Origin of the sequence: Limnohabitans sp. 2KL-27 (assembly GCF_001269345.1) — a bacterium.
In the GTDB taxonomy this organism is placed as follows: domain Bacteria; phylum Pseudomonadota; class Gammaproteobacteria; order Burkholderiales; family Burkholderiaceae_C; genus Limnohabitans_A.
The window spans coordinates 1816350-1833207 of sequence record NZ_CXOP01000002.1 but is presented as its reverse complement, the minus strand read 5'-3'; the positions used below and the strand labels follow the sequence as shown (position 1 = coordinate 1833207).

Here is a 16858-nt window from a genome sequence, read left to right as displayed (position 1 = left end):
GCCCCGACATGAACACCCCTGCAGATTTCAGCCCTCACCTTCAGACCCTCTTGAACGGCACGAGCCCCCTGCCCCACCTCGGTGTGATCCAGGCCCAAGGCGAGGACGCGGCGAATTTTTTGCACAACCAGCTCAGCAACGATGTGTTGCTGTTGCCCGTGGGCCAGTCGCGTCTGGCGGCCTTTTGCTCGGCCAAAGGCCGAATGCAGGCCAGCTTTATCCTTGTCAAAACCGCGCCGGACACGGTTTTGCTGGTCTTGAGCCTCGACTTGCTGGCCCAGACCCTCAAGCGCCTGTCCATGTTCGTGCTGCGGGCCAAAGTCAAAATCAGCGACATCACCAGCCAGTGCCAGTTGCGCGGCTTGCTTGGCGCGAGTGTCCAAGCTTTGGCGGGCGATGCTGCGCCTTGGCAGACCCTCGCCCAGGATGGCGTGTACACCGTGTCGCTTTATCCTGCAGTGTTGGGCGCTTCTGAAATTCCCCGTGCGCTGTGGATCGCCCCATCGGGCCATGCGCTGCCAGCCGGCGCCGATGTGCCAGCCCAAGTTTGGCAGTGGGCCGAAGTGATGAGTGGCGTCACATTGGTCAGCCAGCCCGTGTTCGAGGCTTTCGTGCCGCAAATGCTCAATTACGAATCGGTGGGCGGTGTGAACTTCAAAAAAGGCTGTTACCCCGGTCAAGAGGTTGTCGCACGCAGCCAGTTTCGAGGCACCCTCAAGCGCCGCACGGCGCTGGTGCACAGCCTTGTCGCCTTGACCGCAGGTCAAGACGTTTTCACCCCCACCGACCCCGACCAAGCCTGCGCCACCGTGGTGCTGAGCGCAGCGCGTGCCGATGGCCAGGGCTTTGATGCACTGGTCAGTGGCACGACAGAAAGCATGCAATCGGGCTGGCGCGTCGGCGGCGCAGACGGCGCCGCCTTGGACTTGCTGCCGCTGCCCTACCCATTGCTGGCTGACATTTGATGCCTTTGCGCCATGGCAACATGGCTGTCGCTTTGGTTTAGGCAAGGGCAGCGTCGCGCCTAAAGGTCACGCACCATGTCAATGTGCGCCATTCCCGCATCTTCATAAACAGCCCCATGCGGCTCAAAACCTGAGCGTTTGTAAAAACCTTCGGCGCTGCATTGGGCATGCAAGATCACCCGGGTATCGCCCCGGTGCTGCGCCGCGTCCATCAGGGCATGCAGAACGCGTCGGCCCAGGTCACTGCCGCGCATCTGCTTTTTGACGGCCATGCGGCCAATGCGGGCCACACCGGGCGCGTGTTGAATCAGACGGCCTGTGGCCAGGCACAGGCCCATGCGATTGAGGGCCACGGCGTGCAAGGCGGTCCCGTCCTCGTGGTCCAACTCCAACTCAAGCGGCACTTTTTGCTCATCCACAAACACCTCGTGACGCAGCGGGCTGGCCAGCTTCTCGAAGTCGTGCCAAGAACCCACATGGACCTGCACCATGTCTTCGCCGCGTTCAAAGCCTTCGAGCATGTCGCGCAGTGGGTCCGGGATGGTCTGGCTTTTCTTGGCCACCGGATCGGCATACACGTAGACCAGTTCGCTGGTAATCAGCAATTCGTCGCCGCGAAAAATCGCCCCCGCAAACGTCATGGACGAGTTTCCCACCCGGTCGCATCGCATGCAAACGTCGAGAAAATCGTCCATCTCGGCGCTGGCGTGGTATTCAAGGCTGGACTTTTTGACAAACAGATCGCCGCCGAGCTGGTGCATGGTCTGAGCGTAGGGCATGGCCAGTTGCCGCCAGTATTCGGTCACAGCGGTGTCGAAGTACATGAGGTAGTGGCCGTTGAACACGATTTTTTGCATGTCCACCTCCACCCAGCGCACGCGCATGCGGTGGGAAAAACGGAAATCTTGGCGTTTCATGAATCACTTCCTGGGGGTTGATGGCGATCCGCGTGCGCGGGCATCACCACGGTATTGTCGATGGTGTGAGGATGATGATGTGCGCACCGGCACCGCAACGCCCCCTTCATGACGGGCTTGACCGGCTCTCCATGATGCCAAAGGCGCCCCGCAAAGCTCGGCCCGCATCGGCGTGCGCTTGCAGGGCATCGGGGATGGCCCGAGCCATGGTGATGAAACCGTGGACCACGCCTTTGTAAATGTCCAGATCGACTGCAACACCCGCCATGCGCAGCGTGTCGGCGTACTGCACGCCCTCATCCACCAAGGGGTCGCATTCGGCCAAGCCGATCCAGGCGGGCGCCAAGCCGGCATGGTCCGGTGCATTCTGGGGGGCAAAGCGCCAGTCGTCGCGATCGGCTTCGTCGATGTAATTGGCAAAAAACCAGTCCACTGTGGTTTTGTCAAGCATGAAGCCATCTGCAAATCTGTGGTGAGAAGCGGTGTCTTGCCGAGCAATGCAGCCAGGGTAAAACAACAGCTGCAGGCGAAGGGGCAGGCCTGCATCACGGGCCATCAGAGCACACACCGTGGCCAAGGTACCGCCTGCACTGTCGCCGCCGACAGCCAATCGCGAGGTGTCCAAGCCGAGCGCTTGGCCGTGTTGTTGCAGCCAGTTCAGGGCGTCCCAACTGTCATGCACGGCCGTCGGAAATCGGTGCTCGGGGGCCAGTCGGTAATCGAGCGACACCACAGCGCAGTGGCCCTGGCGTGAGAGTTGGCGACACAACACGTCATGGGTGGTCAAGCTCCCCACCGAAAAGCCGCCGCCGTGGATGTACAGCAGAACGGGCAATGCCGCTTCAGAGCGTGGCGCATACAGCCGCGCGGGCATGGCATGGCCATCGCGGGCAGGCAGGGTGAAGTCCTCCACCCGGTCCACCTGGGGTGCGGGTTGCAGGTCCAGCATGGGCCCGCCGATGTCGTAAAACGCTCTGGCCTGCGTGGGCGTCATGGCGGCCATGGGCGGGCGGCCTGCGCGGTGGACCCGCTCAATCAGGCTGCGCGTGGCGGCGTTCAGCAATGCGCGAGGGTTGGCGTGGTGGCTGCTCATGGGAAGAAAACTGTGGTGTTGTTCAATCAGTGAAATAGGCCGAGGGTTGGGCCGCGGTGCAAGCTGCCGCTTTGAACAAGGGTGACAGCCAGCGCAAGCATGAATACCTCAACCTGCATCAAAATGGACCTTGATCGTACAACGCCCCGCCCGCCTGTCCTTTCACGGTTGGACGGGCCCACCTTGATTGGAGTTATTGCATGTCTTTCATCAACTACCTGACCCAGATCCAGATCGACCATGGCGCTGTGAAGCTCCTGCAGGCCGAGTGTGAACGCGTGGGCATCCGCAAACCCCTGATCGTGACCGATGCCGGGGTCAGGGCCGCTGGCGTGCTGCAAAAAGCGCTCGACGCGCTGCCGGACCTGCCGGTGACCGTGTTCGACCAGACACCATCGAACCCGACCGAAGCGGCGGTTCGCGCTGCGGCGCTCCTTTACAAGCAGCATGGCTGCGACGGCCTGATCGCCGTGGGTGGCGGCTCGGCCATCGACTGCGCCAAAGGCGTGTCGATTGCCGTCAGCCACGATGGCCCGCTCAAAACCTACGCCACCATCGAGGGCGGCTCGCTCAAAATCACCGACCGCGTGGCCCCCCTGATCGCGGTGCCCACCACCAGTGGCACGGGCAGCGAAGTGGCCCGAGGCGCTATTTTGATCCTGGACGATGGCCGAAAAGTGGGTTTTCATTCCTGGTTCATGGTGCCCAAAGCGGCCATTTGCGACCCTGAGCTCACGCTCGGCTTGCCCCCCATCCTGACCGCTGCCACCGGTATGGACGCTGTGGCGCATTGCATGGAAACCTTCATGGCCGCGCCCTTCAACCCGCCCGCTGACGGGATTGCGCTCGACGGACTGACCCGTGGCTGGGCCAACATCGAACGCGCCACGGTCAATGGCCAAGACCGCGAAGCCCGCTTGAACATGATGAGCGCCAGCATGCAAGGGGCCATGGCGTTCCAGAAAGGTCTGGGCTGTGTGCACTCCCTCAGCCACAGCCTGGGTGGCGTCAACCCGCGTCTGCACCACGGCACGTTGAACGCCATGTTTTTGCCAGCGGTGGTGAAGTTCAACGCCGTGGCCGAATCCGTGCAAAAAGAAAACCGCCTCAACCGCATGGCCCAGGCCATGGGCCTGCAAAGCGGCTCGGACATTCCCGATGCCATCAAGGACATGAACGCCCGCCTGGGTCTGCCCACTGGGCTTGGCGCCATGGGTGTGAACGAAGGCCTGTTTGACGCCGTCATCACCGGGGCGCTGGCCGACCACTGCCACAAGACCAATCCGCGCATCGCCTCGGCCGACGAATACCGGGACCTGTTGCTGACCAGCTTGTGAGCCCCGTCACACCCGAGAGGGCCGGGTGTGGACGCCTTGGAGGCAGATGCGTCGTCGTGCTGGAACCGAGGCCCAACTTTCAGCAATGCCCGCACTAAGGCAATGAAGTCGCTGAGGGGCGGTTTCGGTTTCAGGGCGCGTCGTGGTGGGGCATCTTGGCCCCTACATGGCGCTCACCCCGTGCCTCAGCCAGCTCGACTTGGCGCTGGCGCTCGGCCAGTTTGTCCTTTTGTTCCGCAGTCCGCTGGTCGTGGCAATGCGCGCAGCTCACGCCCAACACGTAGTGCGGTGACTGCTTGTCCTGCTCGCTCAAAGGCCAGCGGCAAGAGCGACACAGTTCGTGGTGGCCCAGACCCAGGCCATGGCCCACGCTCACGCGCTCATCAAACACAAAGCATTCGCCTTCCCAGGTGCTTTGCTCGGGTGGGATTTCTTCCAGGTACTTGAGGATGCCGCCTTCGAGGTGATAGACCTCGTCAAAACCGCGCATTTTCATCAAAGCGGTCGATTTTTCGCATCGAATACCGCCCGTGCAAAACATGGCCACTTTGGTTTTTTTGGCGGCTTCGCCTTGCAAGTTCGGCTGTGCATCCAGCCAGGCAGGCAACTGAACAAAGTTTTTGATGTTCGGGTTGATGGCGCCCTTGAAGGTACCAATCGCCACCTCATAGTCGTTGCGCGTGTCGATCACCACCACGTCCGGGTCGGCCAGCAAGGCATTCCAGTCGGCGGGTTTGACGTATTGGCCCACGGTCTTGTTGGGGTCCAGCTCGGGCACGCGCAAGGTCACGATCTCTTTTTTGAGCTTGACCTTCATGCGGGTGAACGGTGGCTTGGGGCTCCAAGACGCCTTGTGCGGCAATGTAGCGAGGCGTGGATCGGCATGCAAAAACGCCAGCACCGCCCTCACCCCAGCCTCAGGCCCCGCAATCGTGCCGTTGATGCCCTCGTGCGCCAACAGCAAGGTGCCTTTGACGTCATGGGCCTCGCAATAGGCCTGCAAAGGCGCTTGCAGGTCAGCAAAATCGGGCAAATCGACGAATTTATAGAGCGCGGCGGTGAGGTAAAGCGGTTCAGTCAACATGGCGTGATTATCCACTTTTGCAACAGGGTTATGAAGCATAGGTGAGCAAAACAACGTCGGCGGCCTCTTGGCGCAAAGGAATCAAGGCTTGATAAGCGGCTGAACCATGCCACCCTTGCGCATGGTCCAATGAAGGAAACCGGATCACCACGATGTCGGGATGCGGGCTAGAGCCCGAAAACGACTGGACCTGTTGACCCCGAAACACCAGTTCGCCGCCAAACGGCAGCAATGTGGCCAGTACCTGCCCCCGGTATTGGGCCCATTTGTCGGCGTTTTTAACCGTCATTTGACCCACCACATACGCTTCAGACATGTAACCTCCTCACAAGGGTTGAACACTCAACAAACTCGGGTTTTGCAACCAGGCCCTAAATTCAGCGGCCAATTGCTCGCTGGCGCGGGCAGCCGCATTCCAAACCTTCACCCGCCCTGCCAGATCGCGGTCGTAGCTCAGGAAATCCTGGCGGTCAGGCAATTTGCCATTGGGCAGGGTTTTGACCCACTCGGGGTTGGGGGCCAGGACGATGGTGCTGTCCAGAAAAGGCGTCGCGCGGTGACGCCACTTGAGTGATTTGTCGAGCCAACCCGGCACCACGCTTTTCTGAAAATGTGGGTACAGCACAATGGCCCGCTCCGGACCTTTCCCATACATCGGCGACCCTGTAGTCCAGTTCAGGTGCAGGTGGTAATCGGTGATGCCGCCGTCCCAATACGCTCCAGCGGGGGCACCGGGAATATCATGCACGGCTTTGAGTGCAAACGGAATGGAACAACTGGCTTGCAGTGCAGGCATGAAGTTGTCCTCTGTCAGGCCCACAGCGCGGGTGCGAAAGTCGTGCGCGTCAAACGGCAGGGCTGCGCCTTGCGCGGAAAAGACCACCCGCTCCAACCAGCCGCCCAAGGCCCGGCGGTGCACAGCGTTGCTCAAAAAAGCCCCTGCATAGCCCAGCGGCGTGCCCACCGCGTGTTCGCGGTTCAGGACATGCCGACCACGCGAGGTGACGATGTGCAGTCTGTAACGTGTTTGGTCCAGCACCTCCGCGATCCGGCCGCCGTAAAACGCTTGCAGGCTGTCACCAAACGCAGCACTCACCTGTTCGGCGCTCACGCGCTTTTTGCCCGGCAGCGGCTCGTAATGCTGGTGGATGTAGTCGTGCTCCAGCCGCTCAAACGCCGACACTGACCCGTTCAGACAGGCCGTCGCCATGCGCCACGCGCCAATCGAGGCCCCCACCAAGTCCACCAGCTGCTGGCTTTGGGGCAGCCACTCACCAAAGATGAATCGGTCCAGTGGCCCCAGGATCAGCCCCTTGGGGCCGCCCGCCGCACCCGGAATGACGCCAATGTGCTCGGGTCGCAAACCGTGTTCACGGATATGGGCCAGCGCCTTGGGGCCTGCGTGGATGTGGAGGGCTTGCATGGTCTTTACTTCTTGATTCCCTGCAACTTGGCAAAGGCACTGGCCATGGCCGATCCCGCAACGGCAGCTGGCGGCGAGGTGTACCCCCCGCCGCTGCGTTGGCGGTGATCGCGCCCTGCCCCTTCAAACTTGTTGTCTCGGGGGCCATCGCGCCTTGCAGGTGCGGCGTCGAGCTTCATGGTCAGGCTGATGCGCTTGCGGGCCACGTCGACTTCGAGCACCTTGACCTTCACAATGTCACCGGTTTTGACGACTTCACGGGCATCGGTGACAAATTTGTTGGCCAACTGGCTCACATGGACCAGCCCGTCCTGGTGCACGCCCAGGTCGACAAACGCGCCAAACTGGGCCACGTTGCTCACGGTGCCTTCCAAGGTCATGCCTTCTTTGAGGTCCTTGATGTCCTCCACACCGTCGGCCAAGCGGGCCACCTTGAAATCGGGCCGTGGATCACGGCCGGGTTTTTCCAGCTCGCCGAGGATGTCCCGAATCGTGATGGCGCCGAACTTGTCGTTCGCAAACAGCTCGGGCTTGAGCGTTTTGAGCACGTCGCTGCGGCCCATGATGTCTTGGATTGGCTTGGCGGTTTTCACAATGATCTGTTCGACCACCGGGTAGGTTTCAGGGTGCACGCCCGTCATGTCCAGCGGGTTGTCGCCGCCTCGGATGCGCAAGAAGCCGGCGCTTTGCTCGAAGGTCTTGGCGCCCAGGCCGGTCACCTTGAGCAAGTCTTGGCGGGCCTTGAACACCCCGTTGGCGTCGCGCCAACGCACCACCGACTTGGCCACCGAGGCCGACAAGCCCGACACCCGCGTGAGCAAAGGCACACTGGCGGTGTTCAGGTCGACCCCGACCGAGTTCACACAGTCTTCGACCACCGCGTCCAGCGTCTTGGCCAGCTCACTTTGGTTCACATCGTGCTGGTACTGGCCCACACCAATCGCTTTCGGGTCGATCTTGACCAACTCGGACAGCGGGTCTTGCAAGCGCCGGGCAATGGAGGCCGCACCGCGCAGGCTCACATCCACATCCGGCATTTCTTGACTGGCGAATTCGCTGGCGCTGTAAACCGAAGCCCCGGCCTCGCTGACCACAACTTTTTGGATTTCTGCACTCCCCTGCAGGCGCGCCAGTTGCTTGATCAGGTCCCCGGCCAGTTTGTCGGTCTCGCGGCTGGCGGTGCCGTTGCCAATGGCGATCAGGTTGACCTGGTGCTTTTCGCACAGTTTGGCCAAGGTAAACAGCGAGCCTTCCCAGTCCTTGCGCGGCTCGTGGGGGTACACCGTGGAGGTGTCGACCAGCTTGCCGGTGGTGTCCACCACGGCCACTTTCACGCCGGTGCGGATGCCCGGATCCAGCCCCATGACCACGCGGGGGCCGGCAGGCGCGGCCAGCAGCAAGTCGCGCAGGTTGTCAGAAAAAACCTTGATGGCCACTTTCTCGGCCTCCTCGCGCAGACGCGCAAACAAATCGCGCTCGGTGGACAGGCTCAATTTCACACGCCAGGTCCAGGCCACGCATTTGCGGATCAGGTCGTCCGATGAACGGCCGGCATGGCTCCAGCCCAGGTGCATGGCGATCTTGCCCTCGGCGATGCTGGGTCTGCCCGGCTCCGGTTCGACGGGCAGCACCAGTTTGGCATCGAGTATTTCCAAGGCACGGCCGCGAAACACCGCCAAAGCCCGGTGACTGGGCACGCGCCCAATGGGTTCGTCGTAATCAAAGTAATCGCGGAACTTGGCCACATCCGCGTTGTGCTCGTCCTTGCCATCGGCCAGTTTGCTTTTGAACAGGCCTTCGCTCCAGAGCCACTCACGCAAGGCCTGCACGAGCAAGGCGTCTTCGGCCCAGCGCTCACTGAGCAAATCGCGCACGCCATCGAGCACCGCCGCCGTGGTGCTGAAGTCCGCGCCTTCAATCGCCCCAGCGGGCAGGACAAAAGCGGCGGCCTCGGCTTGCGGGTCGAGCCAGGGGTCGGCAAACAGCTTGTCGGCCAAAGGCTCCAAGCCTGCCTCGCGGGCGATCATGCCTTTGGTGCGGCGCTTGGGTTTGAAAGGGATGTACAGGTCTTCCAGTTCCTGCTTGGTGGGCGCGGCATCGATGGCGGCCCACAACTCGGGCGTCATCTTGCCCTGCTCGGTGATGCTCTTGATCACTGCGGCACGGCGGTCTTCCAGTTCGCGCAAATAGCCCAAGCGGGCCTCGAGTTCACGCAGCTGGATGTCGTCCAGCCCATCGGTCACTTCTTTGCGGTAACGGGCGATGAAGGGGACGGTGGCCCCACCGTCCAACAATTCCACGGCCGCTTTGACCTGCTCAGGGCGGATCCGGATTTCATCGGCCAGTTGGGCCAGGATTTTCTGCATGTCTCAGGTCACATCTCAAAGGGAAAAGCCCGAGAGTTTGCCACACACCCAGGCCTGGCCGGGTGCCTGCGAGGGCCCGGCCAACGCCTGCTTATAGCCTTCAAATGCGGCGTAATGCCTGGCGCAAGCCTTCACCCACTTCCGGTTTGGCCGCAAAAGGGTCGGGCGGATTGAGGCCTTGCACAATCGCCTCCATGCGGCTTTGCACATTGCCCAGCGCTTGCGGGTGGCTGTAGATGTAAAACTGACCTTGCGCCACGGCATCGAACACTTTTTGCGCCACATCGGCAGCAGACACCTTGCCACTGCCCACCGCCTTGTCGCTTTGCGCCTGTCCAATCAACTGGCTGGCCGTGGGTCGGTCTGCGGCCAGATCTGCCGGCCGGTTGCGATGGCTCTGGCTGATGCCCGTGGGCACAAAGTAAGGGCACAGCACGCTGGCGCTGACTTGGTCACTGACCAGTTGCAGGTCTTGGTAGAGGGTTTCCGTCAGGGACACCACGGCGTGCTTGCTCACGTTGTAGATGCCCATATTGGGCGGCGTCAACAAACCGGCCATGCTGGCGGTGTTGACAATGTGGCCCTGGTAGTTCGGGTCCGCCTTGGCGGCTTCGAGCATCATGGGTGTGAACAGGCGCACGCCGTGCACCACGCCCCAGAGGTTGACGCCCAGCACCCATTCCCAATCGGCCACCGAGTTTTCCCACACCAAGCCCCCTGCCCCCACGCCTGCGTTGTTGAACACAAAGTGCGGTGCGCCAAAACGGGCTTTCACGTCGGCCGCCAGCTGTTCCATGGCCTGGGCTTTGGACACATCCACCCTGCGGGCCAGCACCTGCACGCCCTGAGCGCTCATCTCGGCTTCGGCTTTGTCGAGCGCGTCTTGCTGCACATCGACCAGCACCAGGTTCATGCCCAGTTTGGCACCGATGCGGGCACACTCCAGGCCGAAGCCTGAACCGGCGCCAGTCAACACGGCGGTTTTGCCTTGGAAATTGTCGATCATGCAACGGCCTTCTTGAGTGTGAACCCGACACGCGGGAAATGAACATGGACCGTCCCCGCACGGGCATCGGTGCGGCGCAGGGTCAAGCGGGTGCGGGTGGCAGCCACGAGTTCACCCTCGGTCGGCTCCTGCCCAAAGTTATCCGCGGCGATCACCACCGCACTGCCCAGCGGCAAGCCATGCTCATCCTGGAACCCCTCGTCAGGCAAAGTCGCAGGCGTGGCGCTGTGGGCCAACTGCAAAGCCTCTTCGGCGCTGCACTGACTGGAAGTGCCGTGACCGATGGCCTTCATGCGGGCCATCCAGGCCAAGACTTCGGGTGTCGGATCAAAAATCCCGGTCAAAGCGGGCGTGCGCTCTTGCGTGAACCACAGCGGGTGGTAAGCCGCAAAGTCGGCCACACAGGGTTGCTCACCAAAGAGGTAATCCTGCCCTTGCAACATGTTGGCCAAGCGCCGCAAGTAGCTCTTGTAAGCGCCGGTGGCATCCGCAGAAGCCATGCGGGCGGCGCCGCCGCGCATGGCGGTGCGGTCGGCCACAAAAGCCTGCAAGACTTCCGTGGGTGCGCCTGCAAAGACTTGCGCCACCCCCGCAGGCTGGAAGTTGTAGGCCATCGCGACTGGAAACAAGGCGCTGTCTGCCCACTGCGCAACGATGCGGGCCGCCCCCTTGTTGGCTGCGGGGTAGAGGGTGGGCGCTGGGGCCAAATGCTCGAGCACATCGCAGATGAGGGCGGTGTCGCAATACAGGTCTGCACCGATCTGCAGCACAGGTGTTTTGCGGTAGCCCCCTGTGAGCGCTGTCAATTCGGGCTTGGGCATGACCATCGGGATAAGCACACTCTTCCAGGCCAGTTGCTTGTGCCCCAAAATCAGCCGGATTTTTTCGGCAAACGGAGAAACGGGGTAGTGGTGCAGGATCAGATCGGACATGCGCGGGTCCTCAAATCAGCTTGACCAATTGCTTGCCAAAGTTCTTGCCTTTGAGCAGCCCCAAAAAGGCCTCGGGTGCAGCCGCCAAGCCTGGGGCCACCGATTCGCGAGGACGCAACTTCCCTGTGCCCACCAAGGTGCCCAACTCTTGCAGGGCTTCGGGCCAAACTTCCATGTGCTCGCTGACGATGAAGCCTTCGATCTTCATGCGGTTGACCAAAATCAGGGCTGGGTTGGCCATGGGCAGCGGTGCCCCATCGTAGCCAGCGATCATGCCGCACACGGCAATGCGTGCAAACGCATTGGTGCGCAGCATCACCGCGTCGAGCACCATGCCGCCCACGTTTTCAAAATGGCCGTCGATGCCGTTCGGGCAGGCTTGGCGCAGCGCCTTGGACAGGCTCAGGTAGTCCTTGTGTTCCTTGTAGTCGATGCAGGCGTCAAAGCCCAACTCATTGACCACGTAATCGCACTTGTCCTTGCCCCCGGCGATGCCCACCACGCGGCAGCCACGGGCTTTGGCCAGGGCACCATAAGCGCTGCCCACCGCTCCGCTGGCGGCGCTCACGGTGACGGTCTCACCGGCTTTGGGGTTGATGATCTTGACCAGGCCGTACCAAGCGGTCACGCCAGGCATGCCCACCGCGCCCAGGTAGTGCGACAGTGGCACATGGGTGGTGTCGACCTTGCGCAGGGCACCGATCACGGTGGCATCGACCACGCTGTACTCTTGCCAGCCGCCCATGCCCACGACCTGGTCACCGGCCTTGAATTTGGGGTGGCGGCTGTCCACCACCTCTCCCACGGTGCCGCCGATCATGACCTCACCCAGAGGCTGAGGCACCGCGTAGCTTTTGCTCTCGTTCATGCGGCCGCGCATATAGGGATCAAGGCTCAAGAAATGGTGGCAAACCAGCACTTCGCCATCTTTCAAATCGGGCAATGGCAGTTCAACCATTTTGAAATTGTTGACGGTGGCTTCGCCTTGCGGGCGGTTGTCCAAAACGATGCGGTGGTTGATGGGCATGGGTGTCTCCTGTGAATTGAAAAAGTTAATCGGTGGAAGGTGAAGCGGTATCGCGGCGGCTCACGTACTTGAAGGTGCCGGTCGCATGGGCGCACAACTGGCCTTGCGCATCAAAGACACTGCCCTCGGTGAACGCCATGCTGCGTGTTCGGTGTTGCAAATGGCCTTTGCCCACCAACGCCTGACCGGCAGGCACTTTGGCAGGACGCATGAAGGTGGTCTTCATCTCAATGGTGACCACGCCCATGTCGGGGTCCACACTTCGCGCCGCTGTCGCCATGATCACGTCCAAAAACGTCATGACCGCGCCGCCATGCGTGACGTCGAATGAGTTCATGTGCTCAGGGTGCGGGGCGAAATGCAGTTCGGATTCGCCGCCTTCAAATTTCTCCAGCGAGAAACCCAAATGGTCAACGAAAGGAATCTTGGCGCCAAAAGGAATGCTCATGCGCTGAAACCTTCTGATCAGCCGCCGATGATGGCGCTGACGCCACCGTCGACCGCCATCCATTGCCCGGTGATGTGTTTGCCGGCGTCAGAGGCATAGAGCAAAGCCAAGCCCTTGAGGTCTTCGTCGTCACCCAGACGGCGCAACGGTGCGCCTTGGGCCATTTTGTCGGCCCCCAGTTTTTCCAGCAGGCCGTAGGTCATCTTGCTGGGGAAAAAACCGGGGCAAATGGCGTTGACAGTGATGCCATGCTCACCCCATTCGCCCGCCAAAGCACGGGTGAAATTGATGACCGCGCCTTTGGAGGTGTTGTAGGCGATGGTCTTCATCTCGGAGGGGTTGCCCGCCAGTCCGGCAATCGACGCGACGTTCAAAATGCGCCCCTTGCCACGGGGGATCATGCACAGCTTGGCGACCTCTTGGGAGAGGATGAAATAGCCCCGCACGTTCAGGTTCATGACTTTGTCCCAGGCTTGGACCGGATGGTCTTCGGCCGGGGCGCCCCAGGTGGCGCCGGCGTTGTTGACCAAAATGTCAATCGGGCCCATGCGCTCGACGGTCTCGGCCGCCAGCCGGCGGATGTCTTCTTCCTTGCCGCAATCGGCGGCGATCCAGCGGGCGTCGATGCCCGCGGCCTGAAGCTCGGCGGCCGCCGCTTCCAAATCCGCTGCCTTGCGCGAACTGAGCATGATCTTGGCCCCGGCTTCACCCAAAGCATGGGCCATTTGCAAGCCCAGACCGCGAGAGCCGCCGGTGACCAAGGCCACTTGACCGGTGAGGTCAAAGAGTTGTTGAACAGTGCGTGCCATCGCTGGGCTCCTTTGAATGTGACGATGAAATCAGACCTTGAAATCCATGCAGTGGCGCTCTTGCACCACCGACTTCATGAAAGGTTTGATGGCCAGATGATCGGGGTGATTCTGGTAAGCCGCTAGCACCTGCGCGTCATCGACCAACATGTGCAAGACCAAATCGTGGGTGCAGTCCATGCCGGGCGTGTCGGTCGCGACTTCAAACGTGTGAATGCCCGGCACCACCTGGGCACAGGACAACAGCAAAGCCTTGGCTTGGAGGAGATTGGAGGCTTTGTCGGCGCCTTCGGCCTGCTCGCGCAAGGTCCACATCACGATGTGCCGGATCATCAGAAGGCCTCCTCGGGCAGTTCGGCACAGGTCAGATCACGGTTTTTGACAACTTGGAGCCAGGCCGCGATTTTGGGCAGTTCGTAGCGGTAAAAGTAGCGGCAGGCTGCGCGGCGGCCCAAAGAAGCGGGCGAGGTGTTTCCTGCCTCAGTCAGGGCAACGTCGAGCCAAATCCAGGCGATCACGGTGTGTCCAAAAGCTTGCAGGTAGGGGACAGCATTGGCCAAAGCTTCGGCCGGCGCTGCGCCGGCCCAAGCTTGCTGGGTGGCTTGCCCGATTTGCATGAGCGCATCGCGCAAAGCAGCGGCTTCCGGCGCCCAGTCCGATTCGGCTTGGGCGGCAGTGGCCAGCACGCGTTCGCCCAACAGTTGCAGGCCTCGGCCGTTTTCCATCAACACTTTGCGGCCCAGCAGGTCCATGGCTTGGATGCCATGCGTGCCTTCGTGGATCATGTTCAGGCGGTTGTCGCGCCAGTATTGCTCCACCGGAAAGTCACGGGTGTAGCCATAGCCGCCATGGATCTGGATGGCCAAGCTGTTGGCCTCCAGGCACCACTCGCTGGGGAAGCTCTTCACGATGGGTGTGAGCACTTCGAGCAGCAGCCGAGCCACATCGGCGTCTTCGGCCGTTCCCGTGTGTTGCTCGTCCACCAAGCGAGCGCTGTACAAGGCCAAGGCCAGTGCCCCTTCGCTGTAGGCTTTTTGCGCCAGCAGCATGCGCTTGATGTCAGCGTGCTCAATGATGCGCACCTGCGGGCGGCTGGCGTCTTTGCCCCCTGCCCCGGTGGGCCGACCCTGCGGACGGTTCTTGGCGTAGTCCAGGCTGGCGTAGTAACCGGCCATGCCCAGCATGGTGGCCGCCATGCCCACGCCAATGCGGGCCTCGTTCATCATGTGGAACATGCAGCGCAGGCCTTCGCCGGGCTGGCCCACCAAATACCCGACAGCGCCGCTGCCGGCGCCATCCAAGCCAGCACCGGACTGCCCGCGCACAGGGTACTTGCCCTCGCCAAAGTTCAGCAAGGTGTTGGTGGTGCCGCGCCAACCGCATTTGTGGTTCAGCCCGGCCAGCGCCACGTCGTTGCGCTCGCCCGTGAGCTGGCCATGGGTGTCCACCATTTTCTTCGGCACGATAAACAGCGAGATGCCCTTGACGCCGGGCACCAATTGGCCCTGGGCATCGGGAATCTTGGCCAAAACCAGATGGATGATGTTTTCAGAGAGTTCATGCTCACCCGACGAGATCCACATCTTGTTGCCCTTGAGGCGGTAGCGTGCGCCCAAAGGGTCCGCGCCAAAGTCATCCCCATCGGGTGTCGCGCGGGTGGTCACGTCGCTCAGTGACGACCCTGCTTGGGGCTCAGAGAGGCACATGGTGCCCGAAAAGCGCCCCGAAAATTCGTTCGCGGCAAACACCTTCTTTTGCAAATCGGTGCCATGCACCATGAGCAAATTGGCGTTGCCACTGGTCAGCATGCCCGAGCCGATGCTGACCGAGGCCATGGCAAAAAAGGCGTTCGCCGCGGCTTCGACGGTGTAGGGCAACTGCATGCCCCCCACGTCGTAGTCTTGCGCGGCGCTGAGCATGCCCGACTCGGCATAGGCCTTGTAGGCCTCGTGCGTGGCTTGGGGCAGGATGACTTTTTCGCCGTCAAACTGCGGCTCCTGGGTGTCAACCAGTCGGTTGAAGGGGGCGTACTTCTCGCGGGCGATACGCTCACAGGTGTCGAGCACCGCATCGAAGGTTTCGCGCGAATGGTCGGCAAAGCGCTCACGGGACTGCAGGCTTTCGACCTTCAACCAATCGTGGAGCAAAAAATCAACGGTGGGGCGCAGGCTCATCTCGCATCATCCCGGTTCAATGAACAGACAAAGAAAAAGGCGATCGGCTTCAAACCGACCGCCTTGGCGTTGATCAGGCGTCAACGGCCTTGGGCATCACAGCACCTCAAAAATGCCGCAAGCCCCCATGCCACCGCCAATGCACATGGTCACGGCGACGCGCTTGGCGCCACGGCGCTTGCCCTCGATCAGGGCATGACCGGTCAAGCGCTGACCCGAGACGCCGTAGGGGTGCCCCACCGCAATCGCGCCACCGTTGACGTTCAAGCGATCGGCCGGAATGCCCAACTTGTCGCGGCAGTACAGCACCTGCACCGCAAAAGCTTCGTTCAGCTCCCACAGATCGATGTCATTGACCGTCAAGCCCAGCCGTGCCAAAGCTTTGGGCACGGCGTAAACGGGGCCAATGCCCATTTCGTCGGGCTCGCAGCCGGCCACGGCAAAACCCAGGAATCGGCCCAGGGGCTTCAAGCCACGTTGCTCGGCGAGTTTTTCGTCCATCAGCACACAAGCACCTGCGCCGTCTGAGAACTGACTGGCATTGCCCGCTGTGACCAAGCCGCCCGGCAAAGCCGAACGCAGGCCGCTGATGCCCTCCACCGTGGTGCCGTCGCGCAAGCCTTCGTCCACGCTCACGGTCACTTGTTTGGTGGTCATGCCCATGACCTTGTCGATCACCCCTTGGGTGACGGTGATGGGGGCGATCTCGTCATTGAACAGGCCGGCGGCTTGCGCTGCGCAGGCTTTTTGCTGGCTGGCGGCACCGTATTCGTCCATGCGGTCGCGACCAATTTTGTAGCGCTTGGCCACCTGTTCGGCGGTTTGCAGCATGTTCCAGTAGATCTCGGGCTTTTGCTTGGCCAGGGCCAAGTCTTGCAGCATGTGGGTGTTCATTTCTTGCTGAACACAGGAGATGCTTTCCACACCACCGGCCACGTACACCTGCCCTTCGCCCGCGATGATGCGTTGCGCAGCCAGCGCAATGGTTTGCAGGCCAGAAGAGCAAAAACGGTTCACGGTCATGCCGGACACCGAAATGGGCAAGCCGGCCTTGAGTGCGATCTGACGGGCGATGTTGGCCCCCGTGGCACCTTCGGGCGTGGCGCAACCCATGATCACATCTTCCACTTCGGCGGCATCAATGCCGGCGCGGGCCACAGCGTGTTGCACCGCGTGGCCGCCCAAAGTGGCGCCGTGGGTCATGTTGAAAGCGCCCTTCCAGCTTTTGGCCAGAGGTGTGCGGGCGGTGGATACGATGACAGCATTCGTCATGATGA

Annotated in this window: 16 protein-coding genes; 2 read left to right on the top strand and 14 right to left on the bottom strand. The window is 61.6% G+C overall.

The annotated features are described in order from the left end of the window. Window positions 1–8: 8 nt before the first annotated feature. Entirely contained in the window at window positions 9–965 is a 957-nt protein-coding gene (locus LHAB_RS11575) for a CAF17-like 4Fe-4S cluster assembly/insertion protein YgfZ (protein WP_090046511.1), read from the top strand. Between the two features lie 59 nt (window positions 966–1024). Here LHAB_RS11575 and LHAB_RS11570 read toward each other — a convergent pair whose 3' ends face one another. Beyond that, entirely contained in the window at window positions 1025–1882 is an 858-nt protein-coding gene (locus tag LHAB_RS11570) for a YbgC/FadM family acyl-CoA thioesterase (protein ID WP_090046510.1), read from the bottom strand. A gap of 106 nt (window positions 1883–1988) precedes the next feature. Continuing rightward, window positions 1989–2975 carry an alpha/beta hydrolase gene (locus LHAB_RS11565; RefSeq protein WP_090046508.1) on the bottom strand — a complete coding sequence of 329 codons (987 nt, stop codon included), beginning with the start codon at window positions 2973–2975 and terminating at the stop codon, window positions 1989–1991. Between the two features lie 200 nt (window positions 2976–3175). Here LHAB_RS11565 and LHAB_RS11560 point away from each other — a divergent pair, with 200 nt between their 5' ends. Beyond that, on the top strand, window positions 3176–4312 hold the full coding sequence (locus tag LHAB_RS11560) for an iron-containing alcohol dehydrogenase (RefSeq protein WP_090046506.1): 1137 nt from the start codon (window positions 3176–3178) through the stop codon (window positions 4310–4312). 130 nt (window positions 4313–4442) lie between these two features. Here LHAB_RS11560 and LHAB_RS11555 read toward each other — a convergent pair whose 3' ends face one another. The 12 genes from LHAB_RS11555 to LHAB_RS11500 form a co-directional block, all read right to left on the bottom strand. Next, the gene (locus LHAB_RS11555; RefSeq protein ID WP_228763416.1) at window positions 4443–5396 is read right to left on the bottom strand and encodes an oxygen-dependent tRNA uridine(34) hydroxylase TrhO; all 954 of its coding nucleotides are present in this window, start codon (window positions 5394–5396) and stop codon (window positions 4443–4445) included. A gap of 28 nt (window positions 5397–5424) precedes the next feature. Further along, window positions 5425–5712, bottom strand: coding sequence for a DUF1330 domain-containing protein (locus LHAB_RS11550; protein WP_090046502.1), 288 nt, complete (start codon window positions 5710–5712; stop codon window positions 5425–5427). 9 nt (window positions 5713–5721) lie between these two features. After that, complete coding sequence (locus tag LHAB_RS11545) at window positions 5722–6819, bottom strand: patatin-like phospholipase family protein (RefSeq protein WP_090046500.1); 1098 nt, start codon at window positions 6817–6819, stop codon at window positions 5722–5724. 5 nt (window positions 6820–6824) lie between these two features. Further along, window positions 6825–9185, bottom strand: a complete 2361-nt coding sequence (locus LHAB_RS11540; protein WP_090046498.1) for a Tex family protein — start codon at window positions 9183–9185, stop codon at window positions 6825–6827. Between the two features lie 100 nt (window positions 9186–9285). Further along, window positions 9286–10191 (bottom strand): SDR family oxidoreductase, encoded by a 906-nt coding sequence (locus LHAB_RS11535; protein WP_090046497.1) that lies wholly within the window; start codon window positions 10189–10191, stop codon window positions 9286–9288. Continuing rightward, window positions 10188–11123, bottom strand: coding sequence for a glutathione S-transferase family protein (locus LHAB_RS11530; RefSeq protein ID WP_090046495.1), 936 nt, complete (start codon window positions 11121–11123; stop codon window positions 10188–10190). Before LHAB_RS11530 ends, LHAB_RS11535 begins: the two co-directional genes overlap by 4 nt. 10 nt (window positions 11124–11133) lie before the next feature. After that, window positions 11134–12150: an NADP-dependent oxidoreductase gene (locus LHAB_RS11525; RefSeq protein ID WP_090046493.1), complete on the bottom strand. Its 1017-nt coding sequence runs from the start codon at window positions 12148–12150 to the stop codon at window positions 11134–11136. A 25-nt stretch (window positions 12151–12175) separates the two neighbouring features. Next, window positions 12176–12598 (bottom strand): PaaI family thioesterase, encoded by a 423-nt coding sequence (locus LHAB_RS11520; RefSeq protein WP_090046491.1) that lies wholly within the window; start codon window positions 12596–12598, stop codon window positions 12176–12178. Between the two features lie 17 nt (window positions 12599–12615). After that, window positions 12616–13407, bottom strand: a complete 792-nt coding sequence (locus tag LHAB_RS11515) for an SDR family oxidoreductase (protein WP_090046489.1) — start codon at window positions 13405–13407, stop codon at window positions 12616–12618. Between the two features lie 30 nt (window positions 13408–13437). Beyond that, window positions 13438–13740, bottom strand: a complete 303-nt coding sequence (locus LHAB_RS11510; protein WP_090046487.1) for a Dabb family protein — start codon at window positions 13738–13740, stop codon at window positions 13438–13440. After that, window positions 13740–15581 (bottom strand): acyl-CoA dehydrogenase, encoded by a 1842-nt coding sequence (locus LHAB_RS11505; protein WP_090046485.1) that lies wholly within the window; start codon window positions 15579–15581, stop codon window positions 13740–13742. The genes LHAB_RS11510 and LHAB_RS11505 overlap by 1 nt, the downstream gene beginning before the upstream one ends. 96 nt (window positions 15582–15677) lie before the next feature. Then, complete coding sequence (locus tag LHAB_RS11500) at window positions 15678–16853, bottom strand: acetyl-CoA C-acyltransferase (protein WP_090046483.1); 1176 nt, start codon at window positions 16851–16853, stop codon at window positions 15678–15680. Window positions 16854–16858: the final 5 nt, after the last annotated feature.